Genomic DNA, 23,861 nt, shown 5'->3' on the forward strand with positions numbered 1-23,861 from the left:
TCGCCCCGATCGCCATGGAAGAAGGCCTGCGCTTCGCCATCCGCGAAGGCGGCCGTACCGTCGGCGCCGGCGTCGTGGCCAAGATCATCGAGTAATTATTCGGTGTTCCGGGACGCTCACCGTCGTGGTGGCGTCTCGAAGCCTGTTGATCAGGTCTTAGGGGTATAGCTCAATTGGCAGAGCGTCGGTCTCCAAAACCGAAGGTTGTAGGTTCGATTCCTACTGCCCCTGCCACCTCCTAGTGGGTGGCGATGGGTCCGGAACCTCACAGCACGGATCCAGCCGACTCCGATTCGGCGAAAACGAACAGATTCAAGCCCGCCGCGCTCCGGCGGGCTTCGGCGTCTTCCGAACAGGCGTCTATACAGGCCGCAAGGCCAGGAATTTGCCGAGATGGCCACAACTCAAATCGAAACGGTCCAGACGGGCGCCGACAAGGCCAAGCTGGCGGCAGCCGTGGTGCTGCTGCTGGGTTCGCTGGTGGCGTTCTACATGCTGGCCCGGCAGGGGGCATGGGTTCAATGGGGCGTGCTGCTGGTGGGCATGGCTGCGGCCGTGGCCGTCTTCGCCGTCTCCGAGAGCGGAAAGCGTCTTTACGGCTTTGGTCGTGACGCCTGGCGCGAAGTGCGCAAGGTTGTGTGGCCGACGCGCAAGGAAGCCATCCAGATGACCGCCTACGTCTTCGCCTTTGCGGTGATCATGGCGCTGTTCCTGTGGGTGACGGACAAGACCCTGGAGTGGTTCTTCTACGACCTGCTGCTGGGCTGGAAAAAGTAATGAACGACACCGTCGACAACGACACCACCGCCCCGGCGCAGCCGGCCAATCCGGACCTGCGTTGGTATGTCGTCCATGCCTATTCGGGGATGGAGAAGGCCGTCGAGCGCAATATCACCGAGCGCATCAACCGCGCGGGCATGCAAGGCAAGTTCGGCCGCATCCTGGTGCCCAGCGAAGAGGTGGTGGACGTCAAGAACGGCCAGAAGCGCACCATGGAGCGCCGGCTTTTCCCTGGCTATGTGCTGGTCGAGATGGTGATGGATGACGACACCTGGCACCTGGTCAAGCACACAAGCAAGGTGACGGGCTTCGTGGGCGGTGCCAAGAACCGGCCTGCGCCGATCTCGCAGCGTGAGGTGGACGAGATTGTCAACCAGATGCAGCAGGGCACCGAGAAGCCCCGCCACAAGGTGGAGTTCATGGTGGGCGAGCTGGTGCGTGTCAAGGAAGGCCCGTTCACTGACTTCAACGGCACTGTCGAGGAAGTCAACTACGAAAAGAACAAGCTGCGCGTGTCCGTGATGATCTTCGGCCGCGCAACGCCGGTGGAACTCGGCTTCGCCGAGGTCGAGAAGACCTGAGACAGAGACAAGAACGCGGCTGGCAGCGCCAGTCGCGGCTTCGGGTGGTCCGCGCCTTTCGACTCGGCGGTCCGCCTTTTTCCTGAGTCGCAACCCCGGGGAGCCGCGGAAACATCCGTGGCGCTATCACCCGCAAGGAGTCAAGCATGGCGAAGAAAATCGTCGGCTTCATCAAGCTGCAAGTGCCGGCAGGCAAGGCCAACCCCTCGCCGCCGATCGGTCCCGCGCTGGGTCAGCGTGGCCTGAACATCATGGAGTTCTGCAAGGCGTTCAACGCCCAGACCCAGGGCGTCGAGCCCGGTCTGCCGCTGCCGGTGGTGATCACCGCCTTCGCGGACAAGAGCTTCACCTTCATCATCAAGACGCCTCCGGCGACCACGCTGATCAAGAAGGCGATCAAGCTGGACAAGGGCTCGGCCAAGCCGCATACCGACAAGGTCGGCAAGATCACCCGCGCTCAGCTCGAGGAGATCGCCAAGGCCAAGATGAAGGATCTGACCGCCGCCGATCTGGACGCCGCAGTGCGCACCATCGCCGGCTCGGCCCGCTCGATGGGCGTGAACGTGGAGGGCGTGTGAGATGGCCAAGCTGACCAAGAAGGCAAAGGCCCTGCAGGGCAAGGTCGAGACCACCAAGCTGTACCCGCTGGCCGACGCGCTGGCGCTGGTGAAGGAACATGCCACCGCCAAGTTCGATGAGTCCATCGACGTGGCCGTGCAGCTGGGCATCGACGCCAAGAAGTCGGACCAGGTGGTGCGTGGTGCCGTCGTGATGCCCAACGGCACCGGCAAGACCAAGCGCGTGGCCGTGTTCGCCCAGGGCGCCAAGGCCGAGGAAGCCAAGGCCGCTGGTGCCGACATCGTCGGCATGGACGACCTGGCTGCGCAAGTCAAGGCGGGCGACATGCCCTTCGACGTGGTGATCGCTGCCCCTGACGCGATGCGCGTGGTCGGTACGCTGGGTCAGATCCTGGGCCCGCGCGGCCTGATGCCGAACCCCAAGGTCGGCACCGTGACCCCCGACGTCGCCACGGCCGTGAAGAACGCCAAGGCCGGCCAGGTGCAGTTCCGTGTCGACAAGGCCGGCATCATCCACGGCACCATCGGCCGCCGCTCCTTCGACAGCGACAAGCTCCAGGGCAACCTGGTGGCGCTGATCGACGCGCTGAACAAGGCCAAGCCGGCCACCAGCAAGGGCGTGTACCTGCGCAAGGTCGCCGTGTCGTCCACCATGGGTGTGGGCGTGCGCGTGGACACGCAGTCCATCGCCCAGGCCTGAGCCTGAACGTGATTTGCCGGGCTGTCCTCGGACGGCCTGGCGGATGTGGTGGGCCGGGGCCTTCTTCCTATGGAAAGGGGCTCCGGGCCATCCAAGACCGCTGGCGGCGGCCGGGGTGCGAACCCCGGCGCCTTAATCGACCGAAGGTCGGCCAGCGCAGATGGCGATCCCACTGCAAGGAATTCCGGTTCCGAAACAGTTGGTCGCTGCATGAAGGCGTCGTCCGGGCAACCGGGCGACATTGAAAAGGAGTAGACCTTGAGTCTGAATCGCAGTGAGAAAGAAGCGGTCATTGCTGAAGTGACCGGCCTCGCCGCTAAAGCTCAAACGCTCGTCCTGGCGGAATACCGTGGCATCACGGTGGCCGACATGACCCGTCTGCGCAACGCAGCCCGCGACAAGGGTGTGAGCCTGAGTGTTCTGAAGAACACGCTGGCTCGCCGTGCCGTGGCTGGCAGCGCATTCGAAGTCGTCGGCGACCAGATGACCGGTCCGCTGATCTATGGCTTCTCCGAAGACGCCGTCGCTGCCGCCAAGGTGGTGGCCGACTTCGCGAAGACCAACGACAAGTTGGTGATTCGCGGTGGCGCTTTCGGTGGCAAGGCCCTGGATGTGGAAGGCGTGAAGCAACTGGCCAACATTCCTACCAAGGAAGTGCTGCTGGCCCAGCTGTGCGGCTTGCTGATGTCGCCGATTTCCCGCACCGCCGTGGTGCTGGGTGCCCTGGCGGCCAAGCGTGGCGAAGGCGCTGCAGAAGAACCTGCAGCCGAGGCCGCCGCGGCCTGATCCATTGATCGCGCGGCAATCAACCCAATCTGTTTTAGGAAATCAACATGGCATTCGATAAAGACGCATTCCTGACCGCTCTGGACAGCATGACGGTCCTCGAGCTCAACGACCTGGTCAAGGCCATCGAAGAGAAGTTCGGCGTGAGCGCCGCTGCAATGGCCGCTCCGGCCGCCGGTGGCGCCGCTGCCGCTCCGGCCGCCGAAGAGAAGACCGAGTTCAACGTCGTGCTGACCGAAGCCGGCGCGAACAAGGTGTCGGTCATCAAGGCCGTGCGCGAAATCACCGGCCTGGGCCTGAAGGAAGCCAAGGACCTGGTGGAAGCCGCTCCCAAGGCCGTGAAGGAAGGCCTGGCCAAGGCCGACGCCGAAGCCGCCAAGAAGAAGCTGGAAGAAGCCGGCGCCAAGGTGGAACTGAAGTAATTCAGGCCCCTCTGGAGGCTGGAAGTGCCCTCGCGGGCCTTCCAGCCTTTGCCGCTTTCAGAGCGCACCCGAAAGCCGCATCGATGCGGTGGCTTTCGAGTGTCTTCTGACCCCGACTGCAGAAGGACTCTTGGTTCGGGCGATGTGCAATGCATCGCCGTCCGCCATCGGCTGGTAGTGGCCAGCCGCCAAGCAGGAACGCCCGCGCGTTGCTGACCCTAGTCGCTGATGATCTCAAGCCCCGGAGCTCTCATGGCCCAAGCATCGACCTACAGTTATACCGAACGCAAGCGAATCCGCAAAAGCTTCGGCAACCGCGACAGCGTCGTCCAGATTCCCTACCTTCTGCAGATGCAGAAGGACGCCTACACCGCCTTCCTGCAAGCCGCCTCGGCGCCCCAGAAACGCAGCGACGAAGGCCTGCAAGCCGCATTCAACGCCGCCTTCCCGATCGTCTCCCACAACGGTTTCGTGGAGATGAAGTTCCTGGAGTACAACCTGGCCAAGCCCGCCTTCGACGTGCGCGAGTGCCAGACCCGGGGCCTGACCTTCGCCTCGGCCGTGCGCGCCAAGGTGCAGCTGATCATCTACGACCGCGAGTCCTCGACCTCGCAGTCCAAGGTGGTCAAGGAAGTGAAGGAACAAGAGGTCTACATGGGCGAAGTGCCCCTGATGACCGACAAGGGCTCCTTCATCATCAACGGCACCGAACGCGTGATCGTGTCGCAGCTGCACCGCTCCCCCGGTGTGTTCTTCGAGCATGACAAGGGCAAGACACACAGCTCGGGCAAGCTGCTGTTCTCTGCCCGCGTGATCCCCTACCGCGGCTCCTGGCTGGATTTCGAGTTCGACCCGAAGGACATCCTGTACTTCCGCGTCGACCGCCGCCGCAAGATGCCGGTCACGATCCTGCTGAAGGCCATCGGCCTGAACCCGGAATCGATCCTGGCGAACTTCTTCGTCAACGACAACTTCCGCCTGATGGACAGCGGCGGCCAGATGGAGTTCGTCTCCGAGCGGTTGCGCGGCGAAGTCGCACGCTTCGACATCACCGACAAGGCCGGCAAGGTGATCGTGGCCAAGGACAAGCGCGTCACGGCCCGCCACACCCGTGAGCTGGAGCAGTCGGGCACCACGCACATCAGCGTGCCGGAAGACTTCCTGGTCGGCCGCGTGCTGGCCCGCAACATCATCGACCCCGACACGGGCGAGGTGCTGGCCAAGGCCAACGACGAGCTGACCGAGACCGTGCTCAAGAAGCTGCGCACCGCCGGTGTGCAGGAGATCCAGTGCATCTACACGAATGAGCTGGACCAGGGCGCCTACATCAGCCAGACCCTGCGCATCGACGAGACGGCCGACGAGTTCGCCGCCCGCGTGGCCATCTACCGCATGATGCGCCCCGGCGAGCCGCCGACCGAAGACGCCGTGCAGGCCCTGTTCCAGCGCCTGTTCTACAACCCGGACACCTACGACCTGTCGCGTGTGGGCCGGATGAAGTTCAACGCCAAGATCGGCCGCGAAGAGTCCACGGGCCCGATGGTCCTGACCAACGAGGACATCCTCGCCGTGGTCAAGATCCTGGTCGACCTGCGCAACGGCCGCGGCGAAGTCGACGACATCGACCACCTGGGCAACCGCCGCGTGCGCTGCGTCGGCGAGCTGGCCGAGAACCAGTACCGCACCGGCCTCGCTCGCATCGAGAAGGCCGTCAAGGAACGTCTGGGCCAGGCCGAGCAAGAGCCGCTCATGCCGCACGACCTGATCAACAGCAAGCCGATCTCGGCCGCCCTGAAGGAATTCTTCGGCGCCTCGCAGCTGTCGCAGTTCATGGACCAGACCAACCCGCTGTCCGAGATCACGCACAAGCGTCGCGTCTCGGCCCTGGGCCCAGGCGGTCTGACGCGCGAACGCGCCGGCTTCGAAGTGCGCGACGTGCACGTCACGCACTACGGCCGCGTGTGCCCGATCGAGACGCCGGAAGGCCCGAACATCGGTCTGATCAACTCGCTGGCCCTGTACGCCCGCCTGAACGAGTACGGCTTCATCGAGACGCCGTATCGCCGCGTGGTGGATGGCAAGGTCACGATGGACATCGACTACCTGTCGGCCATCGAGGAAGGCAAGTACGTCATCGCCCAGGCCAACGCCGCGCTGGACGAGGAAGGCCGCCTGACCGGCGACCTGGTGTCGGCCCGCGAGAAGGGCGAATCGATCCTGGTCGGCGCCGACCGCATCCAGTACATGGACGTGTCGCCCGCGCAGATCGTGTCGGTGGCTGCCTCGCTCGTGCCCTTCCTGGAGCACGATGACGCGAACCGCGCACTGATGGGCGCCAACATGCAGCGTCAGGCCGTGCCCGTGCTGCGTCCCGAGAAGCCCTTCGTGGGCACCGGCATCGAGCGGGTCTCGGCCGTGGACTCGGGCACCGTGGTGACGGCCACGCGCGGTGGCATCGTCGATTACGTGGACGCGACCCGCATCGTGGTGCGCGTCAACGACGACGAAGCGCAGGCCGGCGAGGTGGGTGTGGACATCTACAACCTCATCAAGTACCAGCGTTCCAACCAGAACACCAACATTCACCAGCGTCCGATCGTCAAGCGCGGCGACAAGCTGGCCAAGGGCGACGTGGTGGCCGACGGTGCCTCCACCGACCTGGGTGAGCTGGCCCTGGGCCAGAACATGCTGATCGGCTTCATGCCGTGGAACGGCTACAACTTCGAAGACTCGATCCTGATCTCCGAACGCGTGGTGGCCGACGACCGCTACACCTCGATCCACATCGAGGAGCTGGTGGTCATGGCCCGCGACACCAAGCTGGGCGCCGAGGAAATCACCCGCGACATCCCGAACCTGGCCGAGCAGCAGCTCAACCGCCTGGACGAGTCCGGCATCATCTACGTGGGTGCCGAAGTCACCCCCGGCGACGTGCTGGTGGGCAAGGTCACGCCCAAGGGCGAGACCACGCTGACGCCGGAAGAGAAGCTCCTGCGTGCCATCTTCGGCGAGAAGGCCTCCGACGTGAAGGACACCTCGCTGCGCGTGGACCAGGGCTCCTCGGGCACCGTCATCGACGTGCAGGTTTTCACGCGTGAAGGCATCCAGCGCGACAAGCGCGCCCAGCAGATCATCGACGACGAGCTCAAGCGCTTCCGCCTGGACCTGAACGACCAGCTGCGCATCGTCGAGGCCGACGCCTTCGACCGTATCGAGAAGCTGCTGACCGGCCGCGTCGCCAATGGCGGCCCGAACAAGCTGGCCAAGGGCACCAAGCTGGACAAGGCCTACCTGTCCTCGGTCGAGAAGTTCCACTGGTTCGACATCCGTCCCGCCGAGGACGAGGTCGCCATGCAGCTGGAGTCGATCAAGAACTCGCTGGAGCAGACCCGCCACAGCTTCGACCTGGCCTTCGAAGAGAAGCGCAAGAAGCTCACGCAGGGCGACGAGCTGCCCGCGGGCGTGCTCAAGATGGTCAAGGTGTACCTGGCCGTCAAGCGCCGCCTGCAGCCCGGTGACAAGATGGCCGGCCGCCACGGCAACAAGGGCGTGGTGTCCAAGATCGTTCCGGTCGAGGACATGCCCCACATGGCCGACGGCACGCCGTGCGACATCTGCCTGAACCCGCTGGGCGTGCCCTCGCGGATGAACGTGGGCCAGGTGCTGGAAGTGCACCTGGGCTGGGCCGGCAAGGGCATCGGCCAGCGTATCGGCGACCTGCTGCAGACGCAGGCCAAGGTGGCGGAGCTGCGCCAGTTCCTGGAGCAGTTCTACAACAGCACCGGCCGCAAGGAGAACCTGGACGCCCTGAGCGACACCGACATCGTGGAGATGGCGCACAACCTGCAAAACGGTGTGTCCTTCGCCACCCCGGTGTTCGACGGCGCGACCGAAGAGGACATCCGCGCGATGCTGAAGCTGGCCTTCCCGGACGACATCGCCAAGCTCAAGGGCCTGACCGACAGCCGTACCCAGGCCTACCTCTACGACGGCCGCACCGGCGATCGCTTCGACCGTCCCGTGACCGTCGGCTACATGCACTTCCTGAAGCTGCACCACTTGGTCGACGACAAGATGCACGCCCGCTCCACGGGCCCGTACTCGCTCGTCACGCAGCAGCCGCTGGGCGGCAAGGCCCAGTTCGGCGGCCAGCGCTTCGGTGAGATGGAAGTGTGGGCGCTGGAAGCCTATGGCGCCTCCTACGTGCTGCAGGAAATGCTCACCGTGAAGTCCGACGACGTCCAGGGCCGTACCAAGGTCTACGAGAACATCGTCAAGGGCGAACACGCCATCGAGGCCGGCATGCCGGAATCGTTCAACGTGCTGGTCAAGGAAATCCGCTCGCTGGGTCTCGACATCGAGCTCGAGCGCTCGTAATTGAAAGGGAAAGAGTCACATGAAATCGCTACTCGACCTGTTCAAGCAGTTCACGCCGGATGAGCATTTCGATGCCATCAAGATCGGCATGGCTTCGCCCGAGAAGATCCGTTCGTGGTCCTTCGGCGAGGTGAAGAAGCCCGAGACCATCAATTACCGCACCTTCAAGCCCGAGCGCGACGGCCTGTTCTGCGCCAAGATCTTCGGGCCCATCAAGGACTACGAGTGCCTGTGCGGCAAGTACAAGCGCCTGAAGCACCGCGGCGTCATCTGCGAGAAGTGCGGCGTCGAAGTCACGCAGACCAAGGTGCGCCGCGAGCGCATGGGCCACATCGACCTGGCCGCGCCCTGCGCCCACATCTGGTTCCTGAAGTCGCTGCCGTCGCGTCTGGGCCTGGTGCTCGACATGACGCTGCGCGACATCGAGCGCGTGCTGTACTTCGAAGCCTATGTGATCGTCGACCCCGGCATGACCCCGCTGAAGAAGTTCGGCATCATGACCGAGGACGACTATGAGGCCAAGCGCACCGAATACGGTGACGAGTTCATCGCCAAGATGGGCGCCGAAGGCATCAAGGACCTGCTGCAATCGATCGAGCTCGACACCGAGATCGAACGCCTGCGCGGCGACCTGACCGGCTCCGAAGTCAAGGTCAAGAAGAACTCCAAGCGCCTGAAGGTGCTCGAGGCCTTCCGCAAGTCGGGCATCAAGCCCGAGTGGATGGTGCTGGACGTGCTGCCCGTGCTGCCGCCGGACCTGCGTCCGCTGGTGCCGCTGGACGGTGGCCGCTTCGCGACCTCCGACCTGAACGACCTGTACCGCCGCGTCATCAACCGCAACTCGCGTCTGCGCCGCCTGCTGGAGCTGAAGGCTCCGGAAATCATCGCGCGCAACGAGAAGCGGATGCTGCAGGAAGCCGTGGATTCGCTGCTGGACAACGGCCGCCGTGGCAAGGCCATGACGGGCGCCAACAAGCGCGCGCTCAAGTCGCTGGCCGACATGATCAAGGGCAAGAGCGGCCGCTTCCGCCAGAACCTGCTGGGCAAGCGCGTCGACTACTCGGGCCGTTCGGTCATCGTGGTGGGCCCGACGCTCAAGCTGCACCAGTGCGGCCTGCCCAAGCTGATGGCGCTCGAACTCTTCAAGCCCTTCATCTTCTCGCGCCTCGAAGCCATGGGCATCGCGACGACGATCAAGGCCGCCAAGAAGGAAGTCGAAGCCGGCACTCCGGTGGTGTGGGACATCCTGGAAGAGGTGATCAAGGAGCACCCCGTCCTGCTGAACCGCGCCCCCACGCTGCACCGCCTGGGCATCCAGGCCTTCGAGCCGATCCTGATCGAAGGCAAGGCCATCCAACTGCACCCGCTGGTCTGCGCCGCCTTCAACGCCGACTTCGACGGCGATCAGATGGCCGTCCACGTGCCGCTGTCGGTCGAGGCGCAGGTGGAAGCCCGCACGCTGATGCTGGCCTCCAACAACGTGCTGTTCCCGGCCTCGGGTGAGCCCTCCATCGTGCCTTCGCAGGACGTGGTGCTGGGCCTGTACTACACCACCCGCGATCGCATCAACGGCAAGGGCGAGGGCCTGATCTTCTCCGACATCGGTGAAGTGCAGCGCGCGCTGGACGCCGGCCAGGTCGAGCTCACCGCCAAGGTGGCGGTACGCATCACCGAGTGGAACAAGAACAAGGACACCGGCGAGTTCGAACCCTCGACCTCCCTGGTGGACACGACCGTCGGCCGCGCGTTGCTGTCGGAGATCCTGCCCAAGGGCCTGCCCTTCAGCAACATCAACAAGGCGCTGAAGAAGAAGGAGATCTCCAAGCTGATCAACGCCTCCTTCCGCCGCTGCGGCCTGAAGGAGACGGTGGTCTTCGCCGACAAGCTGCTGCAGAACGGCTTCCGCCTCGCGACCAAGGCCGGCATCTCGATCGCCATCGACGACATGCTGGTGCCGCCGGAGAAGGAAAAGATCATCGACGACGCCTCGCGCGAGGTGAAGGAGATCGAGCAGCAGTACGTCTCGGGTCTGGTCACGGCCGGCGAGCGCTACAACAAGGTCGTGGACATCTGGGGCCGCGCGGGGGACGCCGTCTCCAAGGTGATGATGGCCCAGCTGTCCAAGCAGAAGGTCACCGACCGCCATGGCAAGGAAGTGGACCAGGAGTCCTTCAACTCCATCTACATGATGGCCGACTCGGGCGCGCGGGGTTCCGCCGCCCAGATCCGCCAGGTGGCCGGCATGCGGGGCCTGATGGCCAAGCCGGACGGCTCGATCATCGAGACGCCCATCACGGCCAACTTCCGCGAAGGCCTGAACGTGCTGGAGTACTTCATCTCCACGCACGGTGCCCGTAAGGGTCTGGCCGACACGGCCCTGAAGACGGCCAACTCGGGTTACCTGACCCGCCGTCTGGTGGACGTGACGCAGGATCTGGTCGTGACCGATCCGGATTGCGGCACCAGCGACGGCACCGCGATGCGCGCCATCGTGGAAGGCGGCGAAGTGATCGAGTCGCTGCGCGACCGAATCCTCGGCCGCACCACGGCCGACGACGTGCTGCATCCCGAAAACCGCAGCGTGCTGGTCAAGGCCGGCGAGATGCTGGACGAGGACGTCATCGAGGTGCTCGAAGCCGCCGGCGTGGACGAGGTGAAGGTGCGCACCGCGCTGACCTGCGCCACCCGCTACGGTCTGTGCGCCAAGTGCTACGGCCGCGACCTGGGCCGCGGTGGCCTGGTGAACATCGGCGAAGCGGTGGGCGTGATCGCCGCCCAGTCGATCGGCGAACCCGGCACGCAGCTGACGATGCGGACCTTCCACATCGGTGGTGCCGCCTCGCGCGCCGCCATCGCCTCGAGCGTGGAAGCCAAGTCGAACGGCATCATCGGCTTCAACGCCACGATGCGCTACGTGACCAACTCCAAGGGCGAGCTGGTGGTGATTGCCCGTTCGGGCGAGATCATCATCCAGGACGAGCACGGCCGCGAGCGCGAGCGTCACAAGGTGCCGTATGGCGCGACGCTGACGATCAAGGCCGACCAGCAGATCAAGGCTGGCACGATCCTGGCCAACTGGGATCCGCTGACCCGACCCATCATCACGGAATTCGCCGGCCAGACGAAGTTCGAGAACGTGGAAGAGGGCGTCACTGTGGCCAAGCAGGTCGACGAAGTGACCGGCCTGTCCACGCTGGTGGTGATCGATCCGAAGCGCCGCGGCGCCGCCAAGGTGGTGCGTCCGCTGGTCAAGCTGCTCGACGCGCAGGGCCAGGAAGTCAAGATCCCGGGCACCGACCACTCGGTGGCCATCGGCTTCCAGGTGGGCGCGCTGATCCAGGTGCGCGACGGTCAGGACGTGGGCCCCGGCGAAGTGCTGGCCCGCATCCCGGTCGAAGGCCAGAAGACCCGTGACATCACGGGCGGTCTGCCCCGCGTGGCCGAGCTGTTCGAAGCCCGCTCGCCCAAGGACAAGGGCCTGCTGGCCGAGATGACCGGCACCATTTCCTTCGGCAAGGAGACCAAGGGCAAGATCCGTCTGCAGATCACCGACCCCGAAGGCAAGGTCTGGGAAGAGCTCGTGCCCAAGGAGAAGAACATCCTGGTGCACGAAGGCCAGGTGGTGAACAAGGGCGAAGTCGTGGTCGACGGCCCGGCCGATCCGCAGGACATCCTGCGCCTGCTGGGTTCCGAAGAGCTGGCCCGCTACATCGTGGACGAGGTCCAGGACGTTTACCGCCTGCAGGGTGTGAAGATCAACGACAAGCACATCGAGGTGATCGTTCGCCAGATGCTGCGCCGTGTCGTGGTCGAGAACGCCGGCGAGTCCGGCTACATCCAGGGCGAGCAGGTCGAGCGTTCGGAGATCCTCAACACCAACGAGCGCCTGCAGCGCGAAGGCAAGATCCCGGCGGTCTATAGCAACCTGCTGCTGGGCATCACCAAGGCGTCGCTGTCCACCGACTCGTTCATCTCCGCGGCCTCCTTCCAGGAAACGACGCGTGTGCTGACCGAAGCGGCCATCATGGGCAAGCGCGACGAGCTGCGCGGCCTGAAGGAAAACGTCATCGTCGGCCGCCTGATTCCCGCGGGCACCGGCCTGGCGTACCACCAGGCCCGCAAGGCCAAGGAAGCCATGGACGAGGCCGAGCGCCGCGCCATCGCCGATGCGGAAGCCGCCGAACTGGCCGCCTCCACCTCGGACGAATCGGCCGACGCCACGGCCGACGCGGGCGAAGCCCCGGCTGGCGAATAAGCCGTGACGCGCATGGCCCCGCAGGGCCATGCGCCTGCCGCGCAAGACGACCGCATCGCTTCCATGATCGCGTCCCGACGCCCTCCCGCCCTCATCGGCGCGAGGGCGTTTCTTCATTCACCGACCGCCGGGGGTTCGCCATGAACGGCTGGGCCAGTTCGCTGACCAGCTGGGGCGTGATCGCCATCGGCGTGTTCTGGTATGTCGGTGCCCACAACCGGCTCGTGCGCCTGCGTTCGACGGCCGTTCAGGCCTATGCGCAGCTCGATGCCGCGCTGATGGCGCAGGTGCAGCATGTGCAGGCACTCCTCGCCCAGGCGCCGGCGTCTGCCGACGAAGTCCAGCGGGGCCTGGATGCCACGCTGCGTGGCGCCTGCGGACAGCTGGCGACCTCGCTGGGTGCGGCCCGGCTTCGGCCGTTGCATGCCCCCACCATGGCCGCGCTGGCGACTGCCGTGCGGGCCTGGGCGGCGGCCTGGCACCAGCATGCCCAGGCCGCGGGCCAGGCCCTGCCGGCCCTGCTGGCCGGCGATTTGCTTGCCGGCACGGCATGGCCGCTGCCGCCCACCCATGTCGAAGTGGCGCAGGCCCAGTTCAATGCCGCGGTGACGCAGTACAACGCGGCGGTTCGCCAGTTCCCGGCCATCCTGGTGGCCTGGCTGGCCCGCTTCAAGGTGGCGGCACCGCTGGTCTGACTCGTCTCGGGTGCAGGGCGCCGCCGTCTTCCGCCGGAGCGCTGCCTGGGCAGCGCACGGGCACCCATTACCATCGCCGTCTTCCTGTCCCACACCGATGTCCGTCGGAGATCCCATTTCCCCTTCCGCCCCTCTTGGGCCTCCGCTGTGGCGCCAGCTCCAGCTGGTGGCCGGCGTGCTCGCGGCCGTCCGTGGCGGCACGTCCGGCACGGCGGCGCTCGACGAGGTCGAGCCTGGCCTGCGCCCCGGTGTGCAGGCGATCGCCTTCCAGACCATGCGCTGGCTGGGCCGTGGCGAGGCGCTGCGGCGCCACTTGGCCAAGCGCACCCCGCCGCCGGCCGCGGACGCCCTGCTGTGCACGGCGCTGGCCCTGGCGTGGGACCCCGAGCGTGCACCTTACGAGCCGTTCACGCTGGTCGACCAGACCGTCGAAGCCGCCAAGCGCCAGCCCCACACCCGCGCGCAGGCCAGCTTCATCAATGCCTGCCTGCGCCGCTTCCTGCGCGAGCGCGACGAACTGGTCGCCGCCACCGAGCGGGAGCCCGTGGCCCAGTGGAACCATCCCCGTTGGTGGATCGAGCGGCTGCGCCGCGACCATCCCCAGGCCTGGCAGCGCGTGCTCATGGCCGACAACGGCCCGGCGCCCCTGACGCTGCGCATCAATGCACGCAGGACCTCGGTCGCCCGCTACCTGCCCGCACTGGCGGCCCTGCAACTGCCGGCCCGCAAGGTCGCGGAGCAGGGGCTGGAGCTGCGCGAGGCGCGCCCCGTCCAGCAACTGCCCGGCTTCGAGGCCGGCGAGTTCTCGGTGCAGGACGCGGCGGCCCAACTGGCCGCGCCGCTGCTGCTCGAAGGCCTCAAACCGGCCGGTCCGGCGCTGCAGGTGCTCGATGCCTGCGCCGCGCCGGGCGGCAAGACGGCGCATCTGCTCGAACGTGCCGCCGCCGTGCCGGTCCAGGTCACGGCGCTGGAGATCGATCCCCAACGCGCCCGGCGCATCGACGAGAACCTGGCCCGCCTGGGCCTGCAGGCCGATGTCCGGGTGGCCGATGCGGCCCGCCCCGAAAGCTGGTGGGATGGACAACCCTACGACGGCATCCTGCTCGATGCCCCCTGCACGGCCTCGGGCATCGTGCGCCGCCATCCCGATGTGCGCTGGCTGCGGCGCGAGAGCGACGTGGAGCAACTTGCACTGCAGCAGGCGATGTTGCTGGCCGCGCTGTGGCCGCTGGTCCGAGTCGGCGGCCGGCTGCTGTATTGCACCTGTTCGGTGTTCCGTGAGGAAGGCTCGCGCCAGATCGACGCGTTTCTTGCACACAACACCAACGCCCGCCTGCTGCCGTCCCCCGGCCATTTGCTGCCCCAAGGTGGTGCCGGCCCCCGTGGCCTCCCGGACAATGCATTGGGTGAGCACGACGGATTCTTCTACGCCCTGCTTGAAAAGCACGCCTCCTGAGCCGGGGCGGCGGCAGTTCCTGGCGGGCGTGCTCGGGGCGGGCATGCTGGCCGTCGTGCCTGCCTTCGCCCAGCAGACGCGCGCCGAGCTCACGCAACTGCGCCTCGAGGCGACCGACGACGGCATCTACCTGAGCGCCGCGGTGCGCTTCGAGTTGCCGGCGGCGGTGTCCGATGTGCTGGACAAGGGCATCGCCCTGCATTTCGTGGCCGAGGCCGAGCTCTTCCGCGAACGCTGGTACTGGACCGATCAGCGCATCGGGCAGGCCGCCCGCTACATGCGGCTCGCCTACCAGCCGCTCATGCGCCGCTGGCGCCTCAATGTGTCGCCCACGCCCATCACGCCGCTCGCGTCGAGCGTCGTGCTCGGGCAGCATTTCGACACCCTGGACGAGGCCCTGGACGCGGTGCGCCGCATCGGCCGCCTGCGTCTGGCAGATGCCGGCGAGATCGGCGAGGGGGGCTCGCACCCGGTGGTGTTCCGCTTCCGGCTCGACACCTCCCAGTTGCCCCGGCCCTTCCAGATCGGGCTGGTGGGCCAGTCCGAGTGGAACGTGTCGGTGGAGCGCAGCACGCGACTGCCGCTGGAGCCGGCGCGATGACGCATACGCAGCCCGGCGGCCTGGGCAACCCGCCCCGCCGGCGCTCGCGCGCGCGGCAATGGGGCGTGGGGGTGGCGGCGGCCGCCATCACGGCGCTGGGCCTGGTGCTGATGTTCCTGCTGGCCCAGTCCACCAACAACCGCGCCCTCTACGAGCAGAACTATGCGCGGCTCTTTGCCGTCAACGTGGTCGTGGCCTCGCTGCTCATGCTGGTGTTGGTGTGGGTGGGCTTCCGCCTGACGCGCCGGCTCCGTCAGGGCAAGTTCGGCAGCCGCCTGCTGATCAAGCTCGCGGCGATCTTCGCGCTCGTCGGGGTGGTGCCCGGCATCCTGGTGTATGCCGTCTCCTACCAGTTCGTCGCCCGCTCCATCGAGAGCTGGTTCGACGTGAAGGTCGAGGGCGCACTCGATGCGGGCCTCAACCTCGGCCGGGCCACGCTCGATTCCCTGTCGGACGACTTGGCGGCCAAGGCCCGTACCGCGGGCAACCAGCTGGCCAACACGCCCGAGACGGCATTGCCCGTGGCGCTGGACCGGCTGCGCGAGCAGCTGGGCGCCAACAGCGTGCAGGTGTGGTCCTCCACCGGTCAACTGGTGGCCAGCGCGGGGTCGCTGCGCTTCGAGCTGAGTCCCGAGCGGCCCAGCCCGCAGCAGCTGCGGCAGGTGCGCGCCGACCGCGCCACGGCGCGCATCGAAGGGCTCGACGAGACCGCCGAGGCGGCTGCGACGGCGTCGGCGGCGTCCTCGCGGGCGGTGGTCAAAGCCATGGCGCTGGTGCCGCGACCTGGCTTCGAGCTGAACGAGCCGCGCTTCCTGCAGATCGTTCAGCCACTGCCGCCAGCCATCGTCGCCAACGCCCTGGCGGTGCAGGAGGCCAACCGCGAGTACCAGGAGCGCGCCCTGGCCCGCGACGGCCTGCGTCGCATGTACATCGGCACGCTCACGCTGTGCCTGTTCCTGGCCGTCTTCGGGGCCGTGCTGCTCGCGGTGCTCTTCGGCAACCAGCTGGCCCGGCCGTTGCTGGTGCTGGCCGAGGGCGTGCGCCAGGTGGCTGCCGGCGACCTGCGGCCGACGCAGGTCTCGCGGGCACGCGACGAGCTGGGCGGCCTCACCCGCTCCTTCGCCGAGATGACGCAGCAGTTGGCAGAGGCCCGCGCGGCCGTCGAGCAGAGCATGAAGCAGCTCGATGCGGCCCGCGCCAATCTGCAGACCATCCTCGACAACCTCACGTCGGGCGTCATCGTGCTGGACGTGGCCGGCACGGTGCTGTCGACCAACCCAGGCGCCACCCGCGTGCTGCGGGCGCCGCTCGCAGCCTACGAAGGGCGCCCGCTGGCGGAGGTGCCGGGTCTGGCCGAATTCGGGCTGGCCGTGCAGCGCCAGTTCGATGAACTCGAAGCCGATGCGCGCCAGCATGGCCTCGACCACTGGCAGCATGCCTACGAGCTGCACGCCATGGGCACGGGCGTGGAGCGCAATGCCGTCAACATCGTCGCCCGCGGCGCACAACTGCCGGGAGCGGCCCGCCTGCTGGTGTTCGACGACATCTCCGAGATCGTCTCGGCGCAGCGAAGCCAGGCCTGGGGTGAGGTGGCGCGTCGGCTGGCGCACGAGATCAAGAACCCGCTCACGCCCATCCAGCTGTCGGCCGAGCGGCTCGAACTCAAGCTCACCGGCAAGGTGGCGCCCCCTGAAGCGGCGGTGCTGCACAAGTCCGTGAGGACCATCGTCGAGCAGGTCGACGCGATGAAGCGGCTGGTGAACGAATTCCGCGACTACGCGCGGCTACCCGCCGCCGAACTCAAGCCGCTGGACCTCAATGCCCTGGTGACCGACGTGCTGCACCTGTACGCCGCCGAACATGCCGGCGTGCCGGTGCAGACGGAGCTGGATCCCCGCTGTCCGCCCATCCGCGGTGATGCGCAGCAGCTGCGCCAGGTGATCCACAACCTGCTCCAGAACGCGCAGGACGCCACCGAGGCCGCGCATCGCACGTCGCCGGTACTGCTGCGCACGCGGCTTGCCGACTCGGGCCAGCGGGTGCGCCTCGTGGTGCAGGACGGTGGCCACGGCTTCGCGGAGAACATCCTCCAGCGTGCCTTCGAGCCCTACGTGACGACCAAGAGCAAGGGCACGGGCCTGGGCCTGGCCGTGGTCAAGAAGATTGCCGACGAACATGGTGCACGCGTCGACCTGTCCAATCGCATGGTCGATGGCACAGTGGCCGGTGCACAAGTGTCGCTATCATTTGCCATCGCTGTCGCACCCTCGGGCGGCAACACGGCCTCCGCGGCCTCATCGCCTGCCTGAGCGCCGCAGGCCGCAGCAAGCAAGAGAACCCTTCGCATTCATGGCAAACATCCTGGTGGTCGACGACGAACTGGGCATTCGCGACCTGCTGTCCGAGATCCTCAACGACGAAGGGCATAACGTCGAACTGGCCGAAAACGCCTCCGCCGCCCGCGCAGCGCGGCAGCGCGAGCGTCCCGACCTGGTGCTGCTCGACATCTGGATGCCCGACACCGACGGTGTCACGCTGCTCAAGGAATGGTCGGCGGCAGGCCTGCTGAACATGCCAGTGATCATGATGAGCGGCCACGCCACCATCGACACCGCCGTCGAGGCCACGCGCATCGGCGCGGCCGCCTTCCTCGAAAAGCCCATCACGCTGCAGAAGCTGCTCAAGGAGGTCGAGAAGGGCCTCATGCGCGACGAGGGGCGCCGCGCCGTCGCCTCGCCAGTGCAGCAGCCGGTGAGCGCCGTGCCAGCCAGCAGCCCCGTGGCGGCCGCCGTCCCTCCCATCCTGGCGGTGCTGCATCCGGCGGCACCCGATCCGGGGCCGCAAGCCCGGCAGACCTTCGACCTGGACCGCCCGCTGCGGGAAGTGCGCGATGCCTTCGAGAAGGCCTACTTCGAGTTCCACCTTGCCATGGAAAGCGGCTCGATGACCCGCGTTGCCGAGAAGACCGGGCTGGAGCGGACCCATCTCTACAGAAAACTCAAACAATTGGGTGTGGACTTGTCCAAAGGGAAGAAACCTGCGCTATAATCTGAGGCTCGCCTGATGTTCAATGCACAGGTAAGCCTCTAGGCCCGGTAGCTCAGTTGGTAGAGCAGCGGATTGAAAATCCGCGTGTCGGTGGTTCGATTCCGCCCCAGGCCACCAAATCCAAAGCCCCTGATCCCACGGTCAGGGGCTTTTTTCATGCCCTCGTGCGGCCCGATCAGGAGGCTGAAGCCGTGGCGCACCGAGCGTGCTGGCCGCCGGTGCCGCCGGCGACCTTGGCGCATTCGGCCGTGCGGCGAGCGTGACACGGGCGCCTCGAGCGGGGCGGTGGCCCGAAATGCGCAATCCCGCACACGGGCCACCTGCGATTGGGGTGTGCCCCAAGCCGTGGTCCCGAGGCCCTGGCATACGGTGCCGCTGCTCCAGTACGGAAGGCGCCGCGGAACCCGAGGCGTCCCCGGGGGGGGGCGACGCTCGACGTGCGCTTCGGCGTGGACGAACCGGCAGGGCGCAATCTTTCCTCCCTCGCCTTCTTCGGACGGCATCGCCCTGTTTTTCGGGTCTCCTTCGGGAGGCCTTTTTGGGGCTGTTCCGGTATCGCATCGGCGCCTGCTGTTGTCCCCAAGGGCTGCCCGGGCCGCTGCCCGCGCCCTGCCTCTGCGCGATGAATGGCTGGCCTTCCGGCGGCTGTCATCGATGGGCGCTCGACCCGCTTGGAATCGTCCGTCGGGTGTGGTGTTCCAGGAATCGCTGTCGCGTGTCGGCCTATGCCTACAAGGCCGCCCCGCAAAAGCTGAGAAGCTCCACCACCTTTTGTCCGCCCCCGATTCCCCGGTCTGCCACCTTCGCTGTGAGCGCGCCCATCCATCCGCATGACTTCGCCCCCTGCCTCTCCCGCGCTCACGCCAAACCCGGGTCCGGAGTCCGCCGACCTGGCGCGCTGCGAGGACGAGCCGATCCGCATTCCCGGCGCCATCCAGCCGCATGGCCGGCTGCTGGTGATCGACATCGCCACCGGCCGGCAGTCCGCATGGAGTGCCAATTGGCCGGAGCATGAGCGCCATGCGGCCGTGGCCGAGCTGCTGGCCCGCGGGCTGCAGGCGCTCCCGGAGCAGGCCTTCCCCGTGCCGCTGGGCAGCTTCGCGGTGGGCGAGGGCGGCCACATGCACGCCTCGGCCCATGCCCGCGATGGCCGGCTCATCGTGGAGTTCGAGCCGCCGCAGGAAGAGCCCGCCCACGGAAGCACCTCCATCTACACGGTGGCACGCGCCTTCATGCCGCGGCTGCAGGCCGTGGACGACATCGAGGAACTGGCTGTGCTGGCCGTCGCCGAGATGAAGCAGCTCAGCGGCTTCGGCCGCTGCCTGCTCTACCGCTTCGACGAGAACAACGACGGCCGCGTGCTGGCCGAGGTGGCCGACGACGGCTACGAGCGCTACACGGGCCACCATTTCCCGGCCTCCGACATCCCGGCGCAGGCGCGCGAGCTGTACACGCTCAACCACTTCCGCATCATTCCCGACGCCAACTACGCGCCGGTGCCGCTGATCGGGCCGGGCGACGAGCGGCCGGTGGACCTGTCGCAGTCGGGCCTGCGCAGCGTCTCGCCGGTGCACCTCGAGTACATGCGCAACATGGGCACGCTGGCGTCGATGTCGGTGTCGCTGGTGGTGCAGGGGCGCCTGTGGGGCCTGATCTCCTGCCACAACCATCAGCCGCGCCACCTGGCGCCCACCACGCGCCTGGCCTGCGAACACCTCGGACGGCTGGTGTCGCTGCAGATCCAGGCCAAGGAAAGCAATGCCTCGGCGGCCCAGCGGCTGGAACTGCGCAAGCTGATCCTGGAGATCGTCTCCCACCTGTCCGACAGCGATGCCAGCCTGCAGCGCCTGCTGGCCGAGCCGGCGCCGCTGCTGCGGCTGGCGCGCGCGGCCGGTGCGGCCGTGGTGCTTGACGACGAGGTCTGGACCACCGGCGAGACGCCGCCCAAGTCCGAGGTCCTGGCCCTGGCCAGCTGGATCGCCGGCCTGGAAGAGCCGGTCTATGCCAACGATGCCCTGAGCCCGCACACGGTGCCGTCCTGGGCGGCGGGACAGGAGGTCGCCGGCTGCCTGGCGGTGTCGATCTCGCAGGTGCACCGCCACCTGGTGCTGTGGTTCCGGCCCGAGCATGTGCGCACCATCACCTGGGCGGGCGATCCGCGCAAGGAAGTGCGGCCGGAGGACGGCCGCATCCATCCGCGGCGCAGCTTCTCCAGCTGGGCGCAGAAGATCCGCGGCCGCAGCCTGCCCTGGACGGCGGAGGAGCGCGCCGCGGCCGACGAACTGCGCCAGGCGCTCATCGGCATCGTGCTTCGGCGCGCCGAGGAGATGGCCGCGGTGGCCACGGAGCTCAGCCGTGTCAACCGCGAGCTGGAGGCCTTCTCGTACACCGTCTCGCACGACCTGCGCGCGCCCATGCGCCACATCGCGGGCTTCGTGGACCTGGTGGTCGACATGGAAGGGCGGCAGTTGTCCGAGCGCGCGCTGCGCTACCTCTCCAACGTCAAGGACGCAGCGGCCTTTGCGGGCGAGCTGGTCGACGCGCTGCTCGACTTCTCGCGCATGGGCCGCACGGCGCTCAAGCTGCGGCCGGTCAAGATGGCGGACCTGATCGAGGGGCTGATCCATGAGCTCTCGCGCGGCGATGCCGCCCGCGGCGTGCAGTGGAAGGTGGACGCCCCCTTGCCCGTGCTGGAGGCCGACCCGCTGCTGCTGCAGGTGGCCACCCGCAACCTGCTGGCCAATGCGCTCAAGTACACCCGCGGTGCCAGCCCGGCGGTGATCCAGGTGCGTGCCATCCGCGAGGCGGACGGCAGCGGCATCGAGGTCGAGGACAATGGCGTCGGCTTCGAAATGAAGTACGTGGGCAAGCTCTTCGGCGTGTTCCAGCGCTTGCATTCCGCGGAGGAATTCGAGGGCACCGGCATCGGCCTGGCCAACGTCAAGCGCATCGTCGAACGTCATGGCGGCCGGGTCTGGGCGCAGGGCGAGCCCGGACGCGGCGCCCGCTTCGGCTTCGTGCTCCCCCCCCATCACCCCGGTCTCGCACAGGACGCGCTCGGAGAACTGCATGCTTAAGCCCATCTTGCTGGTCGAGGACGACAAGCGGGACCTCGAACTCACCCTCATGGCGCTCGAACGCAGCCAGCTGGCCAACGAGGTCATCACCGTGCGCGACGGCGCCCAGGCGCTGGCCTACCTCAACCAGGAAGGCGAGTTCGCCGACCGCGGCACGGGCAATCCGGCGGTCATCCTGCTGGACCTCAAGCTGCCCAAGGTGGACGGCCTGGAGGTGCTGGAGCAGGTGCGCGCCAATCCCAGCCTGCGCAGCGTGCCGGTGGTGATGCTCACCTCCTCGCAGCAGGAGTCCGACGTGCTGCGCAGCTACGAGCTGGGCGTCAATGCCTACGTGGTCAAGCCGGTGGACTTCAAGCAGTTCGTCTCGGCCATCGCCGACCTGGGCGTGTTCTGGGCGGTGCTCAACGAGCCGCCGCCCGGCTCGGTCAAGACCTCGCGCCGCTATGAGTGAACGGGCGGCCGCCGGCGTGGACTCGGCATCCCGGGCGACGCCGGCCGGCAATGGAGCCGCACGCCTTCGTGTGCTGATGCTGGAGGACTCGGTCTTCGACACCGAGTTGCTGATGCAGGCACTGCTGCGCGCGTATCCGCATGCGAGGGTCACCACGGTGCGTGACGAATCCGGCTATGCCGAGGCGCTGCGGCAGGAGCGCTTCGAGCTCATCCTGTCGGACTTCGAGCTGCCCGGCTATTCCGGCCAGCAGGCGCTGGAGCTGGCGCGCAGCCTCACGCCGCAGGTGCCCTTCGTCTTCGTCTCGGGCGTCATCGGCGAGGACAACGCGGTCGAACTGCTGCGCCAGGGCGCCACCGACTATGTGAGCAAGGGCCGCCTCTCGCGCCTGCCGATGGTGGTGGACCGCGCGCTGCGCGAGGTGGCGGTGCGCGACGGGCGGGTGCGCGCCGAGCGCGCCCTGCAGGACAACGACCTGCTCTTCGGCCGCCTGGTCGATTCGCTGGCGGACTATGCGGTGGTGCTGCTGGATGCCCAGGCGCGCGTGCTGCGCTGGAACCTGGGTGCGCGCCAGATCTTCGGCTCGGCCGAGTCGGAGGCCCTGGGCCGCGGTCTGCATGAATTTCTCACGAGTCGCGAAGGGCCGCAGCCCATGGAGTGGCTGCACGCCAGCTGCGCCGGCGGCAGCTTCAACGCGCAGCTGTGGCTGCAGCCCCTGCGCGGCGAGCCCTGCTGGGCCGATGTGGTCGTCGCCTGCCTGGATGCCGAGGCCTCGGCCGCGCCGCCGCCCGTGGCCACCAGCCGCGTGCGCTACTGCCTGATCATCCGCGACCGCACCGCCGAGCATCGCAATGCCGAGGCCCTGCGCGCCGCCGTCGCCCAGGCCGAGGCGGCGCAGGAAGAAATGGCCCGCGCCAACGAGGCCAAGGACCGCTTCCTGGCCATCGTCTCGCACGAGCTGCGCAATCCGCTGGCCGCCATCTCCTTCGCCGCCCAACTGCTGCAGCGACTGGCCACCGTGCCCGAGCGCCACAAGGACCTGATTCCCGGCATCCGCCGCAACGTCGAGCTGGAGGCGCGCCTCATCGACGACCTGCTGGACGTCTCCACCATCACCAGCGGCAAGCTGAGCCTGCGCGCCGACCGGCTGGACGCGGCATCGCTTCCCGCCGAGGTGGGCGAGATGATGCGCGGCGCATTGGCCGACAAGAAGCTCAAGCTCGGCGTGCGGGGCGTGGCCGAGGGGGCCTGGGTGCGGGCCGATGCGGCGCGCATCAAGCAGGTGATCGCCAACCTGCTGCGCAACGCCATCAAGTTCAGTCCGGCCGGCGCCACCATCCGGCTGGAGTCCGAGGTGCATGACGGGCATTTCGTCGTGCGCGTCGTCGACCACGGCATCGGAATCGCGCCCGACGCGCTGGAGCGCATCTTCAAGGCCTTCGAGCAGGCCGACCGCGAGGTCGCACGCCAGTTCGGCGGGCTGGGCCTGGGCCTGGCCATTGCGCGGCACCTGGTCATCGAGCACGGGGGCATGCTCACCGCCACCAGCGCCGGGCCCGGCCAGGGGGCCACCTTCGAGATGCGCCTGCCGCTGGCCGATCGCGAGGAGACCCAGCCCCTGCGTGCCGCGCCCACTCTGCCGCCGGCCCCGGCCGCTGCCCAGGGCGCCCGGGTGCTCATGGTGGAGGACAACGTCCAGGCGGCCGAGTTGCTGATGCTCTTCCTGCAGGACTACGGCTATGCCATCACCCACGCCGCCTCGGTGGCCGAAGGCCTGGCCTGCGCTGCGCAGAAGGAATTCGACATCGTGCTGACCGACCTGGGCCTGCCCGATGGCAGCGGCGTGGAGATCGGCCGCGCCCTCGGTGCCCGGCTGCCCGTGGTGGCGCTGAGCGGCTACGGCAGTCCCATCGACCGCCAGCGCACGCAGGCCGCCGGCTTTGCCGCACACCTGATCAAGCCGGCGGACCCGGAGGCGGTGCACGAGACACTGCAGGCCGCGTTGCGCAGCGCGGCCTGAGCGACGCTGGGCCGCGCCAGGCCTGGATGGGCCA

The 23,861-nt window shown here is 67.4% G+C and carries 17 protein-coding genes and 2 tRNA genes; all 19 read left to right on the forward strand.

Features of this window, described 5'->3' with window-relative positions; genetic code table 11:
- On the forward strand, positions 1 to 95 hold a 95-nt coding region (locus ABIC63_RS26010), incomplete at its 5' end, for an EF-Tu C-terminal domain-related protein (protein WP_072445389.1).
- 63 nt (positions 96 to 158) lie between these two features.
- Positions 159 to 234, forward strand: a tRNA-Trp gene (locus tag ABIC63_RS26015).
- Positions 235 to 393: 159 nt separating this feature from the next.
- Positions 394 to 777 (forward strand): preprotein translocase subunit SecE, encoded by a 384-nt coding sequence (secE, locus tag ABIC63_RS26020; protein ID WP_017762040.1) that lies wholly within the window; start codon positions 394 to 396, stop codon positions 775 to 777.
- Positions 777 to 1,361, forward strand: coding sequence for a transcription termination/antitermination protein NusG (gene nusG / locus ABIC63_RS26025; RefSeq protein ID WP_234197934.1), 585 nt, complete (start codon positions 777 to 779; stop codon positions 1,359 to 1,361). The genes secE and nusG overlap by 1 nt, the downstream gene beginning before the upstream one ends.
- 146 nt (positions 1,362 to 1,507) lie before the next feature.
- Positions 1,508 to 1,939: a 50S ribosomal protein L11 gene (gene rplK / locus ABIC63_RS26030; protein WP_017762042.1), complete on the forward strand. Its 432-nt coding sequence runs from the start codon at positions 1,508 to 1,510 to the stop codon at positions 1,937 to 1,939.
- 1 nt (position 1,940) lies between these two features.
- Positions 1,941 to 2,639, forward strand: coding sequence for a 50S ribosomal protein L1 (gene rplA / locus ABIC63_RS26035; RefSeq protein WP_017762043.1), 699 nt, complete (start codon positions 1,941 to 1,943; stop codon positions 2,637 to 2,639).
- 258 nt (positions 2,640 to 2,897) lie between these two features.
- Positions 2,898 to 3,425, forward strand: a complete 528-nt coding sequence (gene rplJ, locus ABIC63_RS26040) for a 50S ribosomal protein L10 (protein WP_043118149.1) — start codon at positions 2,898 to 2,900, stop codon at positions 3,423 to 3,425.
- A gap of 47 nt (positions 3,426 to 3,472) precedes the next feature.
- Positions 3,473 to 3,847, forward strand: coding sequence for a 50S ribosomal protein L7/L12 (gene rplL / locus ABIC63_RS26045; RefSeq protein ID WP_017762045.1), 375 nt, complete (start codon positions 3,473 to 3,475; stop codon positions 3,845 to 3,847).
- A 252-nt stretch (positions 3,848 to 4,099) separates the two neighbouring features.
- Positions 4,100 to 8,224: a DNA-directed RNA polymerase subunit beta gene (gene rpoB / locus ABIC63_RS26050; RefSeq protein WP_234197933.1), complete on the forward strand. Its 4,125-nt coding sequence runs from the start codon at positions 4,100 to 4,102 to the stop codon at positions 8,222 to 8,224.
- Positions 8,225 to 8,243: 19 nt separating this feature from the next.
- Positions 8,244 to 12,479, forward strand: coding sequence for a DNA-directed RNA polymerase subunit beta' (gene rpoC / locus ABIC63_RS26055; protein WP_354321898.1), 4,236 nt, complete (start codon positions 8,244 to 8,246; stop codon positions 12,477 to 12,479).
- A gap of 140 nt (positions 12,480 to 12,619) precedes the next feature.
- On the forward strand, positions 12,620 to 13,174 hold the full coding sequence (locus ABIC63_RS26060) for a LemA family protein (RefSeq protein WP_354321899.1): 555 nt from the start codon (positions 12,620 to 12,622) through the stop codon (positions 13,172 to 13,174).
- A gap of 97 nt (positions 13,175 to 13,271) precedes the next feature.
- The gene (gene rsmB, locus ABIC63_RS26065) at positions 13,272 to 14,630 is read left to right on the forward strand and encodes a 16S rRNA (cytosine(967)-C(5))-methyltransferase RsmB (RefSeq protein ID WP_354321900.1); all 1,359 of its coding nucleotides are present in this window, start codon (positions 13,272 to 13,274) and stop codon (positions 14,628 to 14,630) included.
- Entirely contained in the window at positions 14,611 to 15,231 is a 621-nt protein-coding gene (locus ABIC63_RS26070) for a DUF4390 domain-containing protein (RefSeq protein ID WP_354321901.1), read from the forward strand. The genes rsmB and ABIC63_RS26070 overlap by 20 nt, the downstream gene beginning before the upstream one ends.
- Positions 15,228 to 17,540 carry a sensor histidine kinase gene (locus ABIC63_RS26075; protein WP_354321902.1) on the forward strand — a complete coding sequence of 771 codons (2,313 nt, stop codon included), beginning with the start codon at positions 15,228 to 15,230 and terminating at the stop codon, positions 17,538 to 17,540. The genes ABIC63_RS26070 and ABIC63_RS26075 overlap by 4 nt, the downstream gene beginning before the upstream one ends.
- A gap of 40 nt (positions 17,541 to 17,580) precedes the next feature.
- Positions 17,581 to 18,279, forward strand: a complete 699-nt coding sequence (locus ABIC63_RS26080) for a response regulator (RefSeq protein ID WP_234197927.1) — start codon at positions 17,581 to 17,583, stop codon at positions 18,277 to 18,279.
- Positions 18,280 to 18,320: 41 nt separating this feature from the next.
- A tRNA-Phe gene (locus ABIC63_RS26085) sits at positions 18,321 to 18,396 on the forward strand.
- A gap of 713 nt (positions 18,397 to 19,109) precedes the next feature.
- On the forward strand, positions 19,110 to 21,356 hold the full coding sequence (locus tag ABIC63_RS26090) for an ATP-binding protein (protein WP_354321903.1): 2,247 nt from the start codon (positions 19,110 to 19,112) through the stop codon (positions 21,354 to 21,356).
- Positions 21,349 to 21,807 (forward strand): response regulator, encoded by a 459-nt coding sequence (locus ABIC63_RS26095; RefSeq protein WP_017758603.1) that lies wholly within the window; start codon positions 21,349 to 21,351, stop codon positions 21,805 to 21,807. The genes ABIC63_RS26090 and ABIC63_RS26095 overlap by 8 nt, the downstream gene beginning before the upstream one ends.
- Positions 21,800 to 23,827 carry a hybrid sensor histidine kinase/response regulator gene (locus tag ABIC63_RS26100; RefSeq protein WP_354321904.1) on the forward strand — a complete coding sequence of 676 codons (2,028 nt, stop codon included), beginning with the start codon at positions 21,800 to 21,802 and terminating at the stop codon, positions 23,825 to 23,827. Before ABIC63_RS26095 ends, ABIC63_RS26100 begins: the two co-directional genes overlap by 8 nt.
- Positions 23,828 to 23,861 lie beyond the last annotated feature (34 nt).

The organism is Pseudacidovorax sp. 1753 (assembly GCF_040544975.1).
Lineage (GTDB): Bacteria > Pseudomonadota > Gammaproteobacteria > Burkholderiales > Burkholderiaceae_C > Xenophilus.